17 protein-coding genes are annotated in these 18050 nt (G+C 75.1%); 13 read left to right on the top strand and 4 right to left on the bottom strand.

Features of this window, described 5'->3' with window-relative positions; genetic code table 11:
• Positions 1 to 245 precede the first annotated feature (245 nt).
• Entirely contained in the window at positions 246 to 1049 is an 804-nt protein-coding gene (locus tag EDF18_RS07000) for a YcnI family protein (protein ID WP_123546981.1), read from the bottom strand.
• A 123-nt stretch (positions 1050 to 1172) separates the two neighbouring features.
• Complete coding sequence (locus tag EDF18_RS06995) at positions 1173 to 1880, bottom strand: hypothetical protein (RefSeq protein ID WP_233569013.1); 708 nt, start codon at positions 1878 to 1880, stop codon at positions 1173 to 1175.
• Between EDF18_RS06995 and EDF18_RS06990 the strand changes: the two genes are divergently transcribed.
• The 7 genes from EDF18_RS06990 to EDF18_RS06960 all read left to right on the top strand — a co-directional run bounded on the left by EDF18_RS06990 (position 1879) and on the right by EDF18_RS06960 (position 9809).
• Positions 1879 to 2616, top strand: a complete 738-nt coding sequence (locus EDF18_RS06990) for an SDR family NAD(P)-dependent oxidoreductase (protein WP_123546980.1) — start codon at positions 1879 to 1881, stop codon at positions 2614 to 2616. The two genes, EDF18_RS06995 and EDF18_RS06990, sit on opposite strands and share 2 nt — an antisense overlap.
• Before the next feature lie 93 nt (positions 2617 to 2709).
• Positions 2710 to 2910, top strand: a complete 201-nt coding sequence (locus tag EDF18_RS06985; RefSeq protein ID WP_123546979.1) for a hypothetical protein — start codon at positions 2710 to 2712, stop codon at positions 2908 to 2910.
• Positions 2911 to 3258: 348 nt separating this feature from the next.
• Positions 3259 to 4077 carry an SDR family oxidoreductase gene (locus EDF18_RS06980; RefSeq protein ID WP_123546978.1) on the top strand — a complete coding sequence of 273 codons (819 nt, stop codon included), beginning with the start codon at positions 3259 to 3261 and terminating at the stop codon, positions 4075 to 4077.
• Positions 4078 to 4284: 207 nt separating this feature from the next.
• On the top strand, positions 4285 to 7230 hold the full coding sequence (locus tag EDF18_RS06975; RefSeq protein ID WP_123546977.1) for an Ig-like domain repeat protein: 2946 nt from the start codon (positions 4285 to 4287) through the stop codon (positions 7228 to 7230).
• A gap of 140 nt (positions 7231 to 7370) precedes the next feature.
• Positions 7371 to 8066, top strand: coding sequence for a YqjF family protein (locus EDF18_RS06970; RefSeq protein WP_123546976.1), 696 nt, complete (start codon positions 7371 to 7373; stop codon positions 8064 to 8066).
• Between the two features lie 88 nt (positions 8067 to 8154).
• Positions 8155 to 9192 carry an SDR family NAD(P)-dependent oxidoreductase gene (locus EDF18_RS06965; protein ID WP_123546975.1) on the top strand — a complete coding sequence of 346 codons (1038 nt, stop codon included), beginning with the start codon at positions 8155 to 8157 and terminating at the stop codon, positions 9190 to 9192.
• Positions 9193 to 9215: 23 nt separating this feature from the next.
• A complete protein-coding gene (locus tag EDF18_RS06960) occupies positions 9216 to 9809 on the top strand; it encodes a TetR/AcrR family transcriptional regulator (protein ID WP_123546974.1) in 594 nt (197 codons plus the stop codon).
• A 23-nt stretch (positions 9810 to 9832) separates the two neighbouring features.
• Here EDF18_RS06960 and EDF18_RS06955 read toward each other — a convergent pair whose 3' ends face one another.
• Together EDF18_RS06955 and EDF18_RS06950 are read right to left on the bottom strand one after the other, a co-directional pair.
• Positions 9833 to 10117, bottom strand: a complete 285-nt coding sequence (locus EDF18_RS06955; RefSeq protein WP_123546973.1) for a hypothetical protein — start codon at positions 10115 to 10117, stop codon at positions 9833 to 9835.
• A 107-nt stretch (positions 10118 to 10224) separates the two neighbouring features.
• On the bottom strand, positions 10225 to 12420 hold the full coding sequence (locus EDF18_RS06950) for an alpha-galactosidase (RefSeq protein ID WP_123546972.1): 2196 nt from the start codon (positions 12418 to 12420) through the stop codon (positions 10225 to 10227).
• Between the two features lie 126 nt (positions 12421 to 12546).
• On the opposite strand from EDF18_RS06950, the gene EDF18_RS06945 reads away from it, so the two are divergent.
• From EDF18_RS06945 to EDF18_RS06920, 6 genes are all read left to right on the top strand, one after another.
• Positions 12547 to 13725: an ROK family protein gene (locus tag EDF18_RS06945; protein WP_158614639.1), complete on the top strand. Its 1179-nt coding sequence runs from the start codon at positions 12547 to 12549 to the stop codon at positions 13723 to 13725.
• A 101-nt stretch (positions 13726 to 13826) separates the two neighbouring features.
• Complete coding sequence (locus EDF18_RS06940; RefSeq protein ID WP_123546970.1) at positions 13827 to 14747, top strand: SDR family oxidoreductase; 921 nt, start codon at positions 13827 to 13829, stop codon at positions 14745 to 14747.
• Entirely contained in the window at positions 14747 to 15865 is a 1119-nt protein-coding gene (locus tag EDF18_RS06935) for an SDR family oxidoreductase (RefSeq protein ID WP_123546969.1), read from the top strand. The genes EDF18_RS06940 and EDF18_RS06935 overlap by 1 nt, the downstream gene beginning before the upstream one ends.
• A 39-nt stretch (positions 15866 to 15904) precedes the next feature.
• Entirely contained in the window at positions 15905 to 16486 is a 582-nt protein-coding gene (locus EDF18_RS06930; protein ID WP_199732345.1) for a helix-turn-helix transcriptional regulator, read from the top strand.
• A complete protein-coding gene (locus tag EDF18_RS06925) occupies positions 16483 to 17613 on the top strand; it encodes a serine hydrolase (RefSeq protein ID WP_158614638.1) in 1131 nt (376 codons plus the stop codon). Before EDF18_RS06930 ends, EDF18_RS06925 begins: the two co-directional genes overlap by 4 nt.
• Positions 17610 to 17975, top strand: coding sequence for a hypothetical protein (locus EDF18_RS06920; protein WP_123546967.1), 366 nt, complete (start codon positions 17610 to 17612; stop codon positions 17973 to 17975). The genes EDF18_RS06925 and EDF18_RS06920 overlap by 4 nt, the downstream gene beginning before the upstream one ends.
• Positions 17976 to 18050 lie beyond the last annotated feature (75 nt).

The raw sequence follows: 18050 nt of genomic DNA, 5'->3' as shown, positions 1-18050 counted from the left end.
GCCGGGTGCACCGAGCTCGCGAGCGGGGGTGCTGCTCTGCGTCTGGGCTGTTCCGTCACGTGCCGGATCGGCCGGGGGCGCGGACGGTGTCTCCGCTGTCCCGTTCGGTGACGGATCGGCCGGGGGCGTGCGTGGTGCATCTGCTGTTCCGTCACGTGCCGGATCGGCCGGGGGCGTGCGTGGTGCATCTGCTGTTCCGTCTCGTGACGGATCAGCGGGAGCGGGGACGGGAGGGGCGCTCGCGCTCATCGGCGGGCCTCCGCAGCGCGACGGCGCAGCGTCGTCGTGAGCAGGACGAGCCCGACGACTCCCACGACGAGGGCTCCCACGGCGAGGGCCCTGGCCGTCTCGTCGACGGGAACAGGTGCCGAGGAGGCGGCGGCCGCCTCCTGCGAGCCGGTCGGGTCGTCGGTGCTGCTGGCACCCGCTCCGCCGCCGTCCGCGTCGGTCAGGGTCAGGACGGGCGCCGGCGACGCGGGCTCCGCGTCGGAGCCCGGCTCGGCGAGCTCGACCCAGTCGTACGAGCCGACCTCGCAGGTCTGCACGGTGGGGAACGCGACGAGGTCGCCTGCCGCGCCCCCGACCGGGAGCAGGGCCGAGACGGCGACCGTGTCGCGGAAGCCGTCGGGGAGGGCGGAGCCCGGGGCGGCCGTCCAGGTGACCGTCGTGCCGGCGGCCGCTCCGCTGTCGGTGCTGGTGTCGGTGCCGGTCTCGGCGGTCTCGGCGGTGTCGACGGTCTCGGCACCGACTGCTGCGGCGGTCGGCGCCTCGGTGATCGACCAGCCGGGCTTGATCGTCGGCGTCACGGCCTGGACCTCGGCGGGGAACGTGACGGCGAGGGAGGTGGTGGGGGATCCCTCGCAGCCGTGGCCGACCGCGAAGGTGAGGACGCTGAGCGCCGCGGGGGCGGTCGACGAGGCCTCGAGCTCGACGTGGGCCTGGGCGGCGACGGGCCCGGCCAGCGCGAGGGCGAGCCCCGCGGCGGACGCCACGACGGCGCCGACGAGGCGGGTGCGGGCGAGGGAGGTGGTGCGGGCGCGTGGGCGCATGGAGATGTCCTTCGAGCAGGCGGGGCGGACCCCGCGGCGACAGGGGAGGCCGTCCGGGCCGGACCGGCGGGAGCGGTCGGGCACGCACGACGCCGCGCCCGCCGTCAGGAGGCGTGCGCGGCTCTAGGTCGTCGCCGGCGCGGGCGGCCCGCGAAGGGCTCGCGTGGTCGCGAGCAGCAGCGTGACGAGCGGTCGCGGGGCGCGCTCGACGCGCACGGCGCCGCGCGGCCGGTGCGGCACGACGAGCGCCGTCACGCGGACGACGAGCCGCACGAGCACCAGCCCCAGCGCGCGGACGAGCTGCCGCACGGCCGACGTCCCCACGCGGAGCGACGCGATCGTCACGAGACCGGCCACGACGTGCGCGCCGACCATGCTGCCGTCGTGGGCTCCGGCGGCGAGCTCGGGCAGGACGGCGGTCGCTCCGGGGAGGTGGTGGCCGGCATGGGCGCCGCCCGCGCCTCCTGCGGCCCCGTCGTCGGCCACCGGGGCCATCGGGGCCATTCCGCCCGCGAGCGTGAACACGGCGTGCAACAGGCCCTGGGTAGCCGCGACGGCGACGACGAGCCGGGGCAGCGTCACGCGCCGGCCGCCGAGCGCGAAGCAGACGAGCACGCTGACGACGACGGCGGTCCCGAGCAGCAGCGCGGGCGGGAACGTGCCGCCGCCGAGGGCGTGCGCGGCGGCCGTGACGAGGGTGCTGACGCCCGCGGACAGGGCGGCGCGCAGCATGCGCTGCCGGCGTGCGTCCACGGGGGCCTCCTGGGGGTCGGGCTCCACGGTAGCCGAGCGCGGGACGGTGTCGGGGGCAGGGTGCAGGATGGGCCGCATGGCACACCTCCTCGTCACCGGTTCCTCCGACGGCCTCGGGCACGGCTCGGCCGCGGCCCTCCTCGAGCAGGGGCACGACGTCGTCGTGCACGTGCGGGGCGAGCAGCGGAAGGGGGCGGTGGCCGGCCTCCTCGAGCGGGGTGCCCGCCTCCTCGTCGCCGACTTCGGCGTGCGCGACGACGTCCTCCGCGCCGTCGCCGAGCTGAACGACGGCCCGGCCCTCGACGGCGTCGTGCACAACGCCGGCGTCTACTCGGGCGCGCCGCTGATCCCGGTCAACGTCGTCGCCCCGTACTTGCTCACCGCCCTGCTCGAGCACCCGACGCGGCACGTCTACCTCAGCAGCGGGATGCACCGCAGCGGCACCGCCTCCCTCGACGGGATCGACTGGGCCGGCGGGCGCGCGACGGGCAGCTACTCCGACAGCAAGCTGTTCGTCACGGCCCTCTCGGCCGCGGTGGCGCGTCGGTCGCCCTCCCTCTTCACCGCCTCCGTCGACCCCGGCTGGGTCGCGACGAAGATGGGCGGCCCCTCGGCCCCCGACGACTTCGAGCTGGGCCACCGCACGCAAGACCGGCTGGTCGTCGGTGCGGGCGCGGACTCCGACGTCAGCGGCGCGTACTGGCACCACGACCGGCAGCAGCAGCCTGAGGCGGCGGCGCTCGACGAGGCCTTCCAGGACGAGCTGCTCGTGGCGCTCGCCGAGGCGACCGGGGTCGAGCTCCCCGAGCGCTGATCACCCCGGCGTCGTGACAGACCCTCACTACCTCGCGATCGTCCGTCTTGGCAAGCCCCGGATCGGGGCTCCGACGACGCGTACGACGGGGACATGCCGATCCCCACACGCGGCTTCGCCCGCATCGTCGCCTACGTATTGCTGGTCTCCGTCGCGGACAAGGCCACTGCCCTGAACGAGCACGTGCACCACGGCCGCCCTCGCGGCAGACACGCTCACGCCAGGGGCGGAGCGGTCTCGCCCGCCGGGACGCCCGCCGGCCGAGCCCCGGCGCTGACGGGAGCGGTCTCGTGATCGAGCGCGGCAACACGAAGCACGACCCCGAGCAGGACGAGCAGCTGCGGCACGAGCAGCCGATGAACACTCCGTCGAAGGGCGACCCCACCAACTCCTCCCAGCCGAGATGACCGGTGCCCGCCGGGGGCTCGCGCCGCCGGGGACCTGGCCCTGGTCGTCGTGCTCTGGTCGCAGCGGGCCCGTCGGCGGCGGGCGCGCGGTGCGCTGTCTGCCGAGCAGTCGTCGTCCAGGACGACAGATGTAGCGTAGAAGGCGTCCCGGGAGGGCGTGCCGCGTCTTCCCGGGACCAGGACTCGCCGCGCACCCGAGCTCCGAGCCCTTCATCGTCGAAGTCAGGAGAGCACCATGACCACCACGCCCGCACCTGCCCCCACGCCCGCCGTCGACCGCTTCGCCGACAAGGTCGTCCTCATCACCGGCGGAGGATCCGGCCTCGGCCGTGCCGCCGCCGTCCGCCTGGCCGCGGAGGGCGCCTCCCTCGCCCTCGTCGACGTCAGCGAGAAGGGCCTCGCCGACAGCGTCGAGGCGATCCGCTCGTCGACGCCCGACGCCGAGGTGCTGACCGTCGTCGCCGACGTCTCGAAGGAGGCGGAGGTCGACTCCTACGTCGCGGCCACCCTCGAGCGCTTCTCGCGCATCGACGGCTTCTTCAACAACGCCGGCATCGAGGGCCGCCAGAACCTCACCGAGGACTTCACGGCCGACGAGTTCGACAAGGTCGTGGCGATCAACCTGCGCGGCGTGTTCCTCGGTCTCGAGAAGGTGCTCGCGGTGATGCGCCGACAGGGCTCGGGCATGGTCGTCAACACGGCGAGCGTCGGCGGGATCCGCGGCGTCGGCAACCAGTCCGGCTACGCGGCGGCCAAGCACGGCGTCGTCGGCCTGACCCGCAACTCGGCCGTCGAGTACGGCCGGTTCGGCATCCGCATCAACGCGATCGCCCCCGGTGCCATCTGGACGCCGATGGTCGAGGCCTCCATGAAGCAGATCAGCGCCGACGACCCCCGCGGCGCCGCCGAGCAGTTCATCCAGGGCAACCCCACGAAGCGCTACGGCGAGGCCCCCGAGATCGCGTCGGTCGTCGCGTTCCTCCTCTCGGACGACGCCTCCTACGTCAACGCGGCCGTCGTGCCGATCGACGGCGGGCAGTCCGCGGCGTACTGACGCCCAGGGGAACGGGGCGCGGGGCACGGGGCACGGGGCGCACCCGAGGAGTCGGCGCATCCTCCTCCTGAGCGACGAGGCAGGACGCCCCCAGTTGTGGTCAGAACGACCGTCCTGAGTGATCCTCGCCAGTATCGTCGGCTCGACACTCGTGGTCACCGTGGCGGCGCTGGGCCGCCACGGTCCTCTCCTCACCAAAGGTCCCCTGTGCCCCGAACGCCCCGCGTCGCACTGCCGTCGCGCCCGCTCCGCTCCTCCGCCTCACCCTCCACCCGATCCGCTCGCCGCACCTCCGTCGCCCGTCTCGCCACCGCCGCGGTCGCGGTCGTGGCCGTCGCCGCCCTGGGCCTGACCGGCACGGGCACCGCGCTGGCGGCGGACGCTCCGGCCGCCCCGGCGCAGACGACCTTCGTCGACGAGGGCTTCACGGGCACGACCGCCGGTTCCGGCTACGTGCTGCCCACCTCGCCGTCGGGCACGAACTCCGCGTGCCTCACCGGCAAGTCGACCCGATCGACCTCGACGGACGACTCGCTGCCCGGCTGCGTCACGCCCCTCGACGCCGCCGGCCAGGGCGCGCTCCGTCTCACGAGCGCCGAGCTGAACCGCACGGGCGGCGTCGGCGCCCGTCAGTCGGTCCCGATCACCAAGGGCATCGACGCGATCTTCGACAGCTACCAGTACAACGGCACAGCCGACGGCACGGGCACCACCGCCGACGGCATCGTGTTCTACCTCGCGGCGACCGACCCCTACGCCCCGGCCGTTCCCCAGCAGATCGGCCAGCTCGGCGGATCGCTCGGCTACAGCGGGACGCGCTCGGGCTCGGGCCTCGCCAACGCCTACCTCGGCATCGGCCTCGACCGCTACGGCAACTTCGTCGCCCCCGACTTCCAGGGCACCGGCTGCTCGACGCCCTCGCCGCAGCGGGTCCGGACCCCGGACAGCGTGACCGTGCGCGGCCCCGGCAACGGGACGACCGGCTACTGCGTCGTCTCGTCCGCGAAGCTGCAGAGCGGCTCGCTCAGCAAGGCCGGCGTGACCGACCGGAACCAGGCCAAGGTGCCCGTCGAGATCCTGATCAACCCGACCGCCCAGCCCCTCACGGGCAGCCGCGCCACGGACGTGACAGTCGCGCCCGGCCAGTACTCCGTCGTCTTCACCCCGATCGGAGGCGCCCGCCAGGTCCTCACCGGCGACCTGCCGAAGCTCGGCGCGTCGAACGTCGCGGGCATCCCCTCCTCCTGGATCGACCAGGCCACCGGGTTCCCCTACAAGCTCACCTACGGCTGGGTCGCCGGCACCGGCGGCGCCTCCGACGTCCACGAGGTCAACTACCTGAAGGCGCAGACCCTGGCCGGTCCCGTGCCCGTCCTGTCGGCGACTGCCGCCGACGTCACGATCGCCCGCGGGACGCAGGGCGTGCACGCCGTGGCCCCGACGGTCTCGGCGCAGGGCGGCAGCGAGTCGCAGCCGATCCGCACGACGACCACGTTCCCCGTCGGCGTGACCCCCGCCTCCTCGTTCGACCCCGGCGACGGCTGGACCTGCGACGTCGCGGGCCAGGAGGTCGTCTGCGAGTTCGTGCCCACGACGGAGCTGGCGCCCGGCACGACCCTCCCGACCGTGCGCGTGCCGGTCACCACGTCGGGGACGGCACGTGACCACAGCGTCTCGACCGTCGTCGCCTCGCGCGACGCCGAGGCCCGCACGGTCACCTCTGTCGTGACCGTGCCGGTGCAGGCCGTCGTCGGCACGTCCTCCGACGTCGCGGCCCAGCGCGGTGTCGAGACGACGCTCCGCGCGACGTTCTCGTCGACCTCGGCCGGCGCGACGACGCCCTCCGGCCTCGCCGTGTTCCGCGACGCCGAGACCGGTGTCGAGCTGTGCTCGGCGAAGCTCGACGGCACCGGCGCCGCCGCGTGCTCGACCACGCCGGCCGAGGTGGGGACGCGCGGCGTCGTCGTCTCGTACGCCGGGAACTCCGACCACGCCGCGGCGTCGACCACCTTCGACCTGGTCGTCGCCCGGAGCACCACCGCGACGGCCCTCGCGGAGCCCGCGCAGGAGGCGCGTCACGGCGTCCCGACGACGCTGACGGCCACGGACCTGCCTGCCGACGCGACCGGTACGGTCGACTTCGTCACGGCGGACGGCACCGTGCTCTGCACGGCGACCCTCCCGGCGACGTCGTGCGCCGCCCCGGCCGACCTGGCCGCGGGCGAGCACCAGGTGTCGGCCCGCTACTCGGGCGACGGCGACCACGAGGGCTCGACCTCGGCGCCCCGCGGCCTCCGCGTGGCCAAGGGGACGGCCGTGATCGGCGCGCCCTCGACGGGCAGCGGCACCGGCGACGGCACGGGCGACGGCTCCGGCGACGGCGACGGCCCTGACGAGGCCGACACGACCGTCGAGGTCGTGCACGGGCAGCCGGCGGTCCTCGACTCCGAGGGCGTCCCCGCCGGGGCGACCGGGACCATCGCCTACACGATGTCCGACGGCACCGTCCTCTGCACCGCGACGCTGCCCGACACCTCCTGCACCGTGCCCGCCGGGCTCCGCGGCGGCACCCACGTGGTCCGCGCGGTGTACAGCGGCGACGCGAACTACGACCCTGCCGAGGGCGAGCCGTTCGACCTGGTCGTCGCCCCCGAGCCGACGTCGCCGACGGTCGGCACGTCCGGGGCAGGCGCCGTCGCCGGCAGCCCGGTGCGCCTCGTGGTGTCCGGCCTGCCCCGGGGCGCCACCGGCACGGTCGTGTTCCGCGAGGACGACACCGTGCTCTGCACCGTGGTCCTGCCCGCCGACGGCTGCGAGGTGACCGGTCTCGCCGCCGGCACCCGCTCGATCACGGCCGACTACAGCGGCGACGCCGACTTCGCCGCCTCGAGCGTCACGAACGCGGTCGTCGTCGCGGCCGCTCCGGTGCCCGCCGCGCCCGCTGCGGGACAGGCGGGGGCACCGTCCGCGCCCGCCGCCTCCTCGTCGGACGCTGCCGGCAGCTCGGCCGCAGCGGCGGCCTCGGCACTCGCCTTCACCGGCAGCTCGGTCGTGACGACGCTGGCGCTCTCGCTCGGCGCGGCGCTGCTGCTGGCCGGCCTCGTGCTGGTGCTGGCTCGCCGCCTCCGTCGCCAGGGGTCGTCGCAGGGTTGAGCCGCCGCGGCCGCGGGGGCAGGTCGAGCCCGAGACGGGCGAGTTCGCCGGTCTCGGGCTGTCGCGGTCGCCCGGCCGCGACGGACCCGCCCGTCTGCGGCACGCGGCACGCGGCACGCGGCGGGGCGTAGAACGGAGCCGTGTCCGCCGCCCCGCCGCTCCCGCACCGACCCGTCACGCAGCACGACTGGCGGGAGGTGGTCGGCCTGCACTGGCGGGTCGAGCCCGACCGCGTCGCCCCGCTCGTGCCGCTCGGCACCCGCCCCGACGAGCACGACGGCGCGGCCTGGGCCAGCCTCGTCGCCTACCGCTTCGTCGACAGCACCGTGCCGCCCCTGCCGAGGCTCGGCCGCCTCGGCACGATGACCGAGATCGTGGTGCAGCTGGCGACGGTCGACGACGCCGGCAGGCAGGGCGTCGCCTACCGGTCGATCGACACCCAGCACCTCCCGGCCGTGCTCGCCGCGCGCACCATCGGCCTGCCCTACGTCTGGGCCAGGGCCGGGTCCCTCGTGCGGCCGGACGACGTCGCCCACCGCACACAGCGGCATCGAGGAGGCGCGGGCAGCCTCGTCCGCGTCGTCCCCGGCCACGAGGTGGTCGCGCCCGACCCGGCCCTCGAGTTCCTGACGGAGCGCTGGGGCGTGCACGCCCCCTCCTTCGGCCGGGCCCGCTGGTGGCGGAGGGCCCACGAGCCCTGGCCCCTGCGGACCGCGACGGTGACCCGCCTCGACGACGAGCTGCTCGCGGCAGCCGGCCTGCCCGGCCTCGTCGATCGCGAGCCCGACCTCACGACGTGGTCGCCCGGCGTCGTCGTCCGGTACTCGCGCGGCTGACCCCTCGCGCGGCTGACGCTCAGCCTCCGCCCCTACGCTCGCCGAATCGAGACGATCGGTCTCGTTACACGCGAGGAAGCGAGACACCATGACCACGAACGACCGCCCGCTGACCGGCTCCACCTCCATCGGCGACTGGCTCGACCACCCCGAGGGCGGTGCCCTCGTCCGTGAGGTGCTCGGGCAGGGAGGCGCGTTCGACGAGTCGTCGCTCGCTCCCGTGCGCGGCCTGCCGCTGCAGCAGCTCGTCGCGCTGAGCCAGGGCCAGCTGCCGCAGGCCCTCGTCGACGACCTCGTCCTCCGGGCCAACGGCGGCGTGGTCCCCGAGGAGGCGGCGGGCGGCGACGACACCGGCCCCTGGCGCGAGAAGGCCACGCCGGGCCGGTTCACGGGCAAGACCGTCGTCGTGACCGGCGCGGCCTCCGGGATCGGCCGGGCGACCGCCTCCCGCGTGGCCCGCGAGGGCGGCCGCGTCGTCGCCGTCGACCTGTTCGCCGACAAGCTCGAGGCGCTCGTCGCCGACCTGCCCGACATCGACGTCGCCCTCGTGACCGTCGCCGGCGACATCACGGCGCAGGAGGACGTCGACCGCATCGTCGCCGCCGCCGACGGCCGCATCGACGCCCTCGCCAACATCGCGGGCATCAACGACGACTTCTCGCCGCTGCACGAGACGAGCGACGCCATGTGGGACAAGGTCATCGCCGTCAACCTCACCGGCGCGTTCAAGCTCTCGCGGGCGGTGCTGCCGCTCATGCAGGAGGCGGGCCGCGGCTCGGTCGTCAACGTCGCCTCCGAGGCGGGGCTGCGCGGCAACGCCTCGGGCAACGCCTACACGGTGTCGAAGCACGGCGTGGTCGGCCTGACCAAGTCGGCCGCGTTCATGTACGCGGGCCAGGGCATCCGGGTCAACGCGGTGGCGCCCGGCGGCGTCGCGACGGGCATCCCGTTCCCGGCGACCGTGTCCGAGGTCGGGTCGGCGCGGCTGCGGCCCTTCCAGGCGGCGATCCCGAGCATCGCCACCGCCGAGGAGCTGGCGGCGTCGATCACGTTCCTGCTGAGCGACGACGCGGTCAACATCAACGGCGCGATCCTCGCGAGCGACGGCGGCTGGTCGGTGCAGTAGCGGCGATCCACCAAGCTGGAGCCATGACCACGACACGGCCCGGTCGCGCCCGCAGCGAGGAGGCACGCCTCGCGATCCTGCTGGCGACCCGCGACGAGCTCGCCGAGCGCGGCTACGACAAGCTCTCGCTCGACCGGGTCGCGGTCGCGGCCGGCGTCGGCAAGCAGACCATCTACCGTTGGTGGTCGTCCAAGGCGGCGCTCGTGGCCGAGGGAGTGCTCGAGGGGCACCTGATGCCCGGTCTCGCGGTGCCGAGCACGGAGACCGACAGCGACGACGTCTGGGCCGACGTCGCCGGGTGGCTGCGTGACTTCGGCCGGGCGCTCGCGACGCCCTCGACCGCCGCCCTGCTGCGGGCGACGTCGGCGGCCACGGCCGAGGACGACGAGGTGGCGGCACGCTACGACGAGCAGCTCACGACGGTGACGAGGGTGGCCCTGGAGGCGCGGTTCGACCGTGCCGTCGAGTCCGGCCAGGTGCGCGGCGACGCCCCGACCGCGACGGCGGTCGAGGCGTTGGTGGGCCTGCTCAGCTACCACATCGTGACGAGGCGGCAGCTGACGGAGGAGTCGATCGACGGCGTCGTCCGACTCCTCCGGGACGGCGTCGGCGCCTGAGGGCGCGCCCGGCCGACGGCGGACTAGTGCTTGGGCGGGCCCGGCTTGGGGTGCCCGGGGATCGAGTCGCCCGAGAGGTTCAGGTCGGCGGGGTCGACCTCGACCGTGCCGACGTCGTCCGGGCCGCCGGTGCCGGGCAGGGTCGTGATCGCGTCCTCGTCGATGTCGTCGTCGACGGCGGGGGAGTCCGACACGGACGTCGACTGCATCTCGTCGATCGTCTCGTCGCTGCGCGGGCTGTCGAACGTGGGGTCGTCGGTGTCCGTGGTCGCCTCGGAGGGCCGCTTGCTGTGATCGTCGTTGGTCATGGGCGCGAGCGTACGCCGTGTCCCGAGGGGCGACACCCAGGTCGCAGGAGGCGGTGCGCACGTCCCGGGGGCCGGCCGCCGCCTCCTGCAGGGCCGGCCCGTGCCTCCTACAGGGCGGTCGCGCGCAGCAGCAGCAGCTGCTCGGGGTGCAGGGCAGGCAGCTGCAGCCCCTGCTCGGAGAGCACGCCGCCCGACAGCACGACGCCCCCGTCCACGACCCAAGGCGGCGGCGAGTCGGACCGTGTGCGCGGCACGTCGCCGGGCGCCTGCAGCTGGACGCGGTACCGCCGTGCCGGGTCGAGCCCGGGCAGCGGCACGGACCCCGTCGCCGAGGTCAGCGGCGTCGTCAGCTGGACCAAGGCGAAGAGGGCGTCCGACCCGTCCTGCGACACGACGCCGTGCAGCAGCGACGACTCGTCGACGTGGTCGGCGCGCACGACGCGACCGGAGTGCACGAGCGGTCGCACCTCTTTGTAGAGGTCGACCCAGCGGGCGAGTTCGGCGCGCTCGTCGGCGGAGGCGCGGGAGACGTCCCACTCGACACCGAAGTGGCTGAACAGCGCGGTGCCGGCACGGAACGCGAGGGTGTGCGTGCGGCCCGTCGAGTGCGAGTGCGGCGAGCCGACGTGCGAGCCGACGATCTCGCCGGGCAGCAGCTGCGAGGTCCAGCGCTGGATCTGCTGGCGCTCGAGCGGGTCGATGTTGTCGCTGGCCCAGACCCGGTCGGTGCGCTCGAGCACGCCGAGGTCGGCTCGGGCCCCTCCGGACGAGCACGACTCGATCTCGACGGCCGGGAACCGCCCGCGCAGCTCGTCGAGCAGGCGGTAGAGGGCGAGGGTCTGCTCGTGCACGCCCGGCGTGCCGGTGGGGGAGTGGCCGGCCTCGAGCAGGTCGCGGTTGTGGTCCCACTTGACGTACGCGACGTCGTGCGAGCCGAGCAGGTCGGTGAGCCGCTCGAGCAGGTACGCGTACGCCTCGGGGTGCCCGAGGTCGAGCACCTGCTGGCTGCGCCCGGTCATGGGGAGCCGGCCGGCCGGCGCGAGCATCCACTCGGGGTGCGCGCGGGCCAGGTCGCTGTCGGGGTTGACCATCTCGGGCTCGACCCAGATGCCGAAGTCGAGGCCGAGCTCGCGGACGGCGCCGATCAGCGGCTCGAGGCCGTCGGGCCAGACCGTCTCGTCGACGAACCAGTCGCCGAGGCCGGCCGTGTCGTCGCGCCGCCCGCGGAACCAGCCGTCGTCGAGCACGAACCGCTCGGCGCCGACCTCGGCGGCCGCGCGGGCGAGCTCGACGAGCCGGTCGAGGTCGTGGTCGAAGTAGACGGCCTCCCAGGTGTTGAGGACGACGGGCCGGGGCGACGAGGGGTGCCCGGGGCGCGACCGGAGGTGCTCGTGGAACCGCGCCGCGGCGGCGTCGAGGCCTCGCCCCCAGGAGGCGTAGACCCACGGCCCCTGGTACGTCTCGCCGGCTGCGAGCCGCACCTCGCCGGGCAGCAGCAGCTCGCCGCCGCCGATCACGCTCGTGCCGCTCGCCATGCGCTCGGCGTACTCGCGGTGGTCGCCGCTCCACGCGACGTGCAGGGTCCACACCTCCCCGGACGAGAAGCCGAAGCCGGGCGTGCCGGCGGCCAGCACCAAGGAGGCGTCGGCCCCGGTCCGTCCGCGCCGCGAGTCGCGCAGGTGCGCGCCCACGACGAACGGCAGCCGCTGCGGGGCGCGCTCGCGGCCCCACCGGCCGGCGAGGTCGAGCACCTCCTGGGCGCGCCGGGGCACGGGCAGGGCGATCTGCAGCGAGTCGACGACGAACTCGTCGCCGGAGGTGCGGGTGACCGCGGCACGGCTGCGCAGCAGCCCGGACCCGAGCAGCTCGACGACGACGTCGACCGCGAGGCCCGACTGCTCGTCGACGCCGTGCACGGTGAGCACGCGGTCCGCGAGCGTCGTGGCCTGCGCCCGGAACAGCGGCGTCCAGGACGTCCCGGCGCTGTGCCCCTCGAGCCCGGGCTGGCCCCGCCAGCCTCCCGAGGCGAGCGGCAGCAGCTCGACGACCTCGGGCTCGTCGAGCTCGTTCGGCACGACGCCGGCGAGGCCGCCGCGGACGACGGCGTCGAGCTCGGCCGCGGACAGGTCGCCGAGGGCGGCGCCCCACCAGGCGACGACGGGCAGGCGGCCCGCGCCGAGGTCGAGGACGACGCTCACGCCGCCCGAGGTGAGGTGGACGACCGAAGGAGTCGTGTCAGCCGTGTGCCCCGCCGTCGCAGGGTCGGTCGTCTGGTCGGTCGTGGGGTCGGACGGCGTCGTCATCGTGCTCCTCTGGCGGGGTCGCGTGCTGCCGAGGGGGTCGACCTCGACGTTTATTTGTAGTGCGCAACGATGTAGTGGGTCAAGGACGGGGTCCCTCGTTACACTCTGAGCGTCGGAGGAGGCGCCGTGGACGACCCAGCCGAGCCGTTCAGCAACACGAGGCCCGCACCGCTGCTGCCGCGCCGCGGCACCGGTCACCAGGTGGTCGTCGAGCTCTTGCTGCACGGCCCGCTGACCCGCGGCGAGCTGGGGCTCGCGCTCGGCCTCACCCCGGGGTCGGTCACCCGGGCCGTCCGGCCACTGCTCGACATCGGGGTGGCGACCGAGCTCGGCGCGGTGCTGGGCCCCGGGCTCGGGCGCCCCGTGACCCCGCTCGACCTGGTCCTCGACCGCGACGTGGTCGTCGGGGTCAAGATCACCGCCGCCCGCGTCTGGGGCGTGGTCGCCGGCCTGCGCGCCGAGGTGCTGCACGAGGCGTCGACGGAGCTCGCGTCGACGGATCCCGTCGTCGTGGCGGACGCCTTCGCCGACCTCGTGCGTGAGCTGCTCGTCCTGTGTCCGGACCGGGCCGTCCACGGCGTCGGGGTGAGCGTGGGCGGCCAGCTCGACGCCGCGGGCCGGGTCTCGGTCGCCCCGCTGCTCGGGTGGGTCGACGTCGATCTCGGCACCGCCCTCCGCCAGCGGCTGGACCATCCCGTCGTCGTCGACAACGACGTGGTGTCGCTCGTCCGCGCGGAGCGCTGGCTCGGGTCCGCGCGGGACCTCGACCGCTTCGCCCTGGTGACGATCGGTGCGGGCCTGGGCTACGCCCTGGTCGTCGGGGGAGAGATCCTCGACCTGCCGACGAGCGCGCGGAGCCCGATCGCCCACGTGCCGCTCGGCGTCGGCGACGGCGTCTGCGACGAGGGCCACCGGGGGTGCGCCTCCTCGGTGCTGGCCCTGGCGGCCGTGCTCGACCGGGCCGCCGAGGCCCTCGGGCGGGGCGGCGACGTCTCGCTCGACGACCTGCTGGCCGCGCACGCGTCCGGGCACGCCGGGGCGACCGCCGTCGTCGAGGAGGCGGCGGTGGCGCTGGGCGCGCTGCTCGCGCTCGTCGCCGACCTGGCCTGGCCGCGCGCGATCGTCGTCACGGGCGACGGGATCGGGCTGGCCCTGGCGGGCCGTGACGTCGTCGACGCAGCGATGCGGGCTCGTCGAGCCGCTGATGCCGAGCCCGTGGCGGTCGACCTGCAGGCGACCGGGTTCGCGCGGTGGGCGCGGGGCGCGGCCGTCGCGGCGGTCGAGACGTTCGTCGTCGGCCGCTGACCGGTCACGGCGGCTGATGGTCGGGACGGTCCCGGCTAGCGCCTCCGGGGCGTCTTGTCGACCCCGGTCCGGGTGCGGCCGGGCGTGCGTAGCGTCAGGCCATGAGCGACCACGACGAGACCGAGACCGCGACCGCGACCGAGACCGCGACCGAGACGGCCCGACGGGCCGACGCGCCGCAGGACGGCCAGCCCGCCCAGCAGCAGGACCTCCCCGGCGCGGAGGGCGACCTCGCCCCCCGTGCCGACCACGGCGAACGGAGCTACCGCGGCTCCGGCCGCCTCGAGGGCAAGGCGACGATCGTCACCGGGGCGGACAGCGGCATCGGCAAGGCCGTCGCCCTGGCGTTCGCGCGCGAGGGCGCCGACGTCGTGGTCAGCTACCTGGACGAGGAGGAGGACGCTCAGGACACGCGTCGCCTGGTCGAGGAGGCGGGCCGTCGTGCCGTCCTCGTGCCCGGCGACCTCGCGGACCCGGCCCACTGCCGCGAGGTCGTGGCGACCGCCGTCCGCGAGCTCGGCCGCGTCGACGTGCTCGTGAGCAACGCGGCTGTCCAGTGGACCCACGACTCGATCCTCGACATCAGCGACGACGAGTGGGACCGCACGATGGCGGTCAACCTGAGCGCGTTCTTCCACCTGGTGAAGGCCGCCGTGCCCCACATGGCACCGGGCTCGTCGATCATCGGCACCTCGTCCGTCAACTCCGACAGCCCGCCCCCGACGCTGCTGCCCTACAGCGTCACGAAGTCCGGCATCGCGAACATGACGGCGAGCCTCGCGCAGATGCTCGCCGACGCGGGCATCCGGGCCAACTCGGTCGCCCCCGGCCCGATCTGGACGCCCTTGATCCCGGCCACCATGCCTCCTGAGCAGGTGGAGCAGTTCGGCCAGGACGTTCCCCTCGCACGCCCGGGCCAGCCGGCAGAGGTCGCGCCGGTCTACGTGCTCCTCGCCTCCGACGAGGCCAGCTACGTCTCGGGCGCGCGCGTCGCGGTCACGGGCGGGAAGCCGATCCTCTGATGCGCACCCCCTCCTCCTTCGTGTCGGTCCTCCGCCGCCCGTCGCACGTGCGCGAGGGCGATCTCCGGGCGATCGCCGACCAGGTCGTCGTCGTCACCGGGGCCACCAGCGGGATCGGCCTCGCGACGGCCCGTCTCGCGGCCGCTCGGGGCGCCGCCGTCGTCCTGGTGGCCCGGGACGAGGGGGCGCTGGTCGCCGAGGCGGACCGGCTCCGCCGCGAGGGCGGCCGGGCCGCGCACGCCGTCGCCGACGTGGGCGACCCCGCGGCCGTCGACGCCGCGGCCCAGGTGGCCGTCGACACGTTCGGCGGCTTCGACACGTGGGTCTCGAACGCCGGGGTGTCGATCCTCGGAGGCGTGGACGAGGTGCCCCTCGACGACATGCGCCGGCTCTTCGACACGGACTTCTGGGGCGTCGTGCACGGCACCCGGACGGCCCTCGCCCACTTCGGGGGAGCCCGCCGGGAGGAGCACGGCCCCGGCACGCTCGAGGTCGGCGGGCGGGCCGGTGCGCTGATCACGGTCGGCAGCGTGTTCGGCGACCGTGCCGACCCGGTGCAGCCCGTCTATGCGAGCGCGAAGCACGCCGTGCACGGCTGGGTCGACGGCGTGCGCATGCAGGCCGAGGTCTCGGGACTGCCGGTGTCCGTGACGCTCGTGCACCCCGGCCGGGTCGCGACGCCCTACGGCGACCACGCCGAGAGCCTGATCGACCAGCACCCTGCCCACCGGGACGTCGTGTACGCGCCCGAGGTCGTCGCCGAGGCCGTCCTCCACGCGGCCGAGCACCCTGTCCGGGACCTGCACGTGGGCGGCCAGGCCAAGGCGGGCGCAGTCCTGGCGGGGCTCTTCCCGAGGGCGACCGACCGGGTCATGGAGCGCTACCTGCCGTGGTCGTCGCACGACGATCGGCCGTCACAGGCCCCGTCGGACTCGGCGCTGTGGTCGCCGGGGCGACGGGTGGGCGTGCGGGGCCAGCACCCGGGGCTCGTGAGGGAGCACAGCAGCTGGCTCTGGGCGGTCCGGCACCGGGGAGGGCTCCGCGGTGCGGCGTTGCTCCTCGGCGTCGTGGCCGCGGGGGCGGCCGCCGTCACGCGCCGGGCATCGCGCAGCGCCTGACTTTTCCCGTTATTCCGGAACTTCCGTTATCGTGGAGGAATGGCTTCCCACGATGTCCTGCAGGCCGAGCTCGACGAGCTGCGCCGCGCGCTCGCCGGAGCGCTCACCAGGCTCGACGCGCTCGAGCAGGGCGTCGCCGACACCGGTGCCGGTGAGCGGGCGGGCACCTCCTCGGCGCCGTCCCCCTCCTCCGCCAGCGCGGTCGACGAAGCCACGGACGTCTTCTGGGCGCTCGACGGCGTGAAGAAGCGCCTCGACCCGCCGGGAGGCATCGTCTTCGCGGGCTCCGTCGCGGTGCCCGCGGGCCCCGTCGACTGGCAGATCACGCTGACCACCGACGGGCTGCTCGCCGCCGACTGGGCGCAGGCCGCTCCGTCGCTCGCCGCGCTCGGCAACGCCACGCGGCTCGGCCTGCTGCAGGCGGTCGTGGGAGGCGCGGACACGGTCGCGCAGATCTCGGCCGAGGGGGGCCTCGGGTCGACCGGGCAGTTGTACCACCACCTGGGTCAGCTGGTCGCGACGGGGTGGCTCGTGGCCGTGGGGCGGGGGCGGTACGCCGTGCCGCCCGAGCGGGTCGTGCCGCTGCTCGTCGTGCTCGGCGCCGCGGGGAGGACCTCGTGAGCGGGGCCGAGCGTCGCGCCGGCCGTGGCGGACGCCGCATCGTCGCCGCCGTGGTCGCGGGCGTCGTCACGCTCGGCCTGGGCGCCGCCGCGATCCCGCGCCCGCCGTCGCTCTCGGCCGAGACGACCGGCGACGAGGCGCTGATCCAGCGGGTCCGTGACGAGCTGCCCGCCGGCGCCTTCGACCGGCTCGCCGTCGCGGTCGTCGACGGCGACGAGGTCACCCGTGCCGAGTTCGGCACGGCCACGGGGCCGAGGGCCGACGAGTTCGAGATCGGGTCGGTGACGAAGACGGTCACCGCCTCCTTGTACGCGGTCGCCCAGCAGCGCGGCGAGGTGCAGCGCGAGAGCACGCTCGGCGAGCTCCTCGGGGTGACGGGCGACGCCTCCTCGATCACCCTCGAGGAGCTGGCGACGCAGCACAGCGGCCTGCCGCGGCTCCCCGCCGACCTGTCCTTCACGGGGAGGGTGCTGCTCGCGAACTTGTCGGGTGCCGACCCGTACACCGACGACGTCGCCGCACTCGTCGGGCAGGCCTCGCGGGCCGAGGTCGACGACGAGAAGCCGTACGGCTACTCCAACTTCGGGATGGCGCTGCTCGGGCAGGCGCTGGCCGCGGCGGCCGACACGCCCTGGGAGCAGCTCGTCGCCGAGCGCGTCGCCGAGCCTCTCGGCCTGGCCGACACGTACGCGCCGGGCGACCCGGACGGGCTCCGCGCGGACGCGCCCACCGGCTTCACGTCGAGCGGGCGGCACGCGGACGCCTGGACCATGCGGGCCTTCGGCCCCGCCGGCAGCGTCCGCTCGACTCTCGACGACATGGTCGCCTACACGGTGGCGCAGCGCGACGACCGGGCTCCGGGGGTGATCGCGACCGAGCCGCTCGTCGAGGCGGGCGGCGGCGGCGCCGAGATCGGCTGGGCGTGGATGACGACGCCGCACGACGGCGGCGGCGGCGACGAGGGCTCGGCGCCCGGGGGGACCTCGACCTGGCACAACGGGATGACGGGCGGCTACGCGAGCTTCGTCGGCTTCGACCGTGACTCCGACCGTGCGGTGGTCGTGCTGAGCAGCTCGGCCGTCAGCCTGGACGACCTCGCCTTCGAGCTGCTGGTGGAGGAGAAGTGACCTGGATCTCGGCCGCCGTCGTCGGCGTGCTCGCCCTGTTCGTGCCGGGGGCCTTCGCGTTCTCGGTCTGGACCGCGAAGGAGGCGCGGCGCACCCGCAGCCGCGTCGACCTGCTGATCGCCGCGCTGAACTCGGTGGTGGTCCTGGTGGTGCTGCACCAGCTGCTGCCCTGGAGCTCGGTGCCCGTGGCGCTCTGGCTGCTGCCGGTGCTGCTCGTCGCGGCCGGCGTGGCGGGCGCGGTGCTGCGCTGGCCGGGCCTGCCGTGGCTGCGGGCCGACCGGTCGCGTCGGCGGGTCGTGGCGGACGTCGTGCTGGAGGTCGTCGTCGCGGCTGCGGTCGTGGTCGTGCTGGTCGCCCTCTGAGGCGGTGCGTGTCGCCGTACGACGATATTGCACTCTGTCGCCGTACGGCGACATGGTAGTTTGTCGCCGTACGGC

Origin of the sequence: Frigoribacterium sp. PhB107 (assembly GCF_003751515.1) — a bacterium.
Lineage (GTDB): Bacteria > Actinomycetota > Actinomycetes > Actinomycetales > Microbacteriaceae > Frigoribacterium.
Note: the sequence above shows the minus strand (reverse complement) of the source record. Positions and strands in the feature narration are given on the sequence as shown.

Bases quoted from the DNA above. Each gene is read 5' to 3' on its own strand.
- EDF18_RS06965 (WP_123546975.1), top strand. From the start codon at position 8,155: ATGACCACGAACGACCGCCCGCTGACCGGCTCCACCTCCATCGGCGAC.
- EDF18_RS06930 (WP_199732345.1), top strand. From the start codon at position 15,905: ATGGCTTCCCACGATGTCCTGCAGGCCGAGCTCGACGAGCTGCGCCGC.
- EDF18_RS06980 (WP_123546978.1), top strand. From the start codon at position 3,259: ATGACCACCACGCCCGCACCTGCCCCCACGCCCGCCGTCGACCGCTTC.
- EDF18_RS06940 (WP_123546970.1), top strand. From the start codon at position 13,827: ATGAGCGACCACGACGAGACCGAGACCGCGACCGCGACCGAGACCGCG.
- EDF18_RS06990 (WP_123546980.1), top strand. From the start codon at position 1,879: ATGGCACACCTCCTCGTCACCGGTTCCTCCGACGGCCTCGGGCACGGC.
- EDF18_RS06950 (WP_123546972.1), bottom strand. From the start codon at position 12,420: ATGACGACGCCGTCCGACCCCACGACCGACCAGACGACCGACCCTGCG.
- EDF18_RS06935 (WP_123546969.1), top strand. From the start codon at position 14,747: ATGCGCACCCCCTCCTCCTTCGTGTCGGTCCTCCGCCGCCCGTCGCAC.
- EDF18_RS06960 (WP_123546974.1), top strand. From the start codon at position 9,216: ATGACCACGACACGGCCCGGTCGCGCCCGCAGCGAGGAGGCACGCCTC.
- EDF18_RS07000 (WP_123546981.1), bottom strand. From the start codon at position 1,049: ATGCGCCCACGCGCCCGCACCACCTCCCTCGCCCGCACCCGCCTCGTC.
- EDF18_RS06995 (WP_233569013.1), bottom strand. From the start codon at position 1,880: ATGCGGCCCATCCTGCACCCTGCCCCCGACACCGTCCCGCGCTCGGCT.
- EDF18_RS06955 (WP_123546973.1), bottom strand. From the start codon at position 10,117: ATGACCAACGACGATCACAGCAAGCGGCCCTCCGAGGCGACCACGGAC.
- EDF18_RS06985 (WP_123546979.1), top strand. From the start codon at position 2,710: ATGCCGATCCCCACACGCGGCTTCGCCCGCATCGTCGCCTACGTATTG.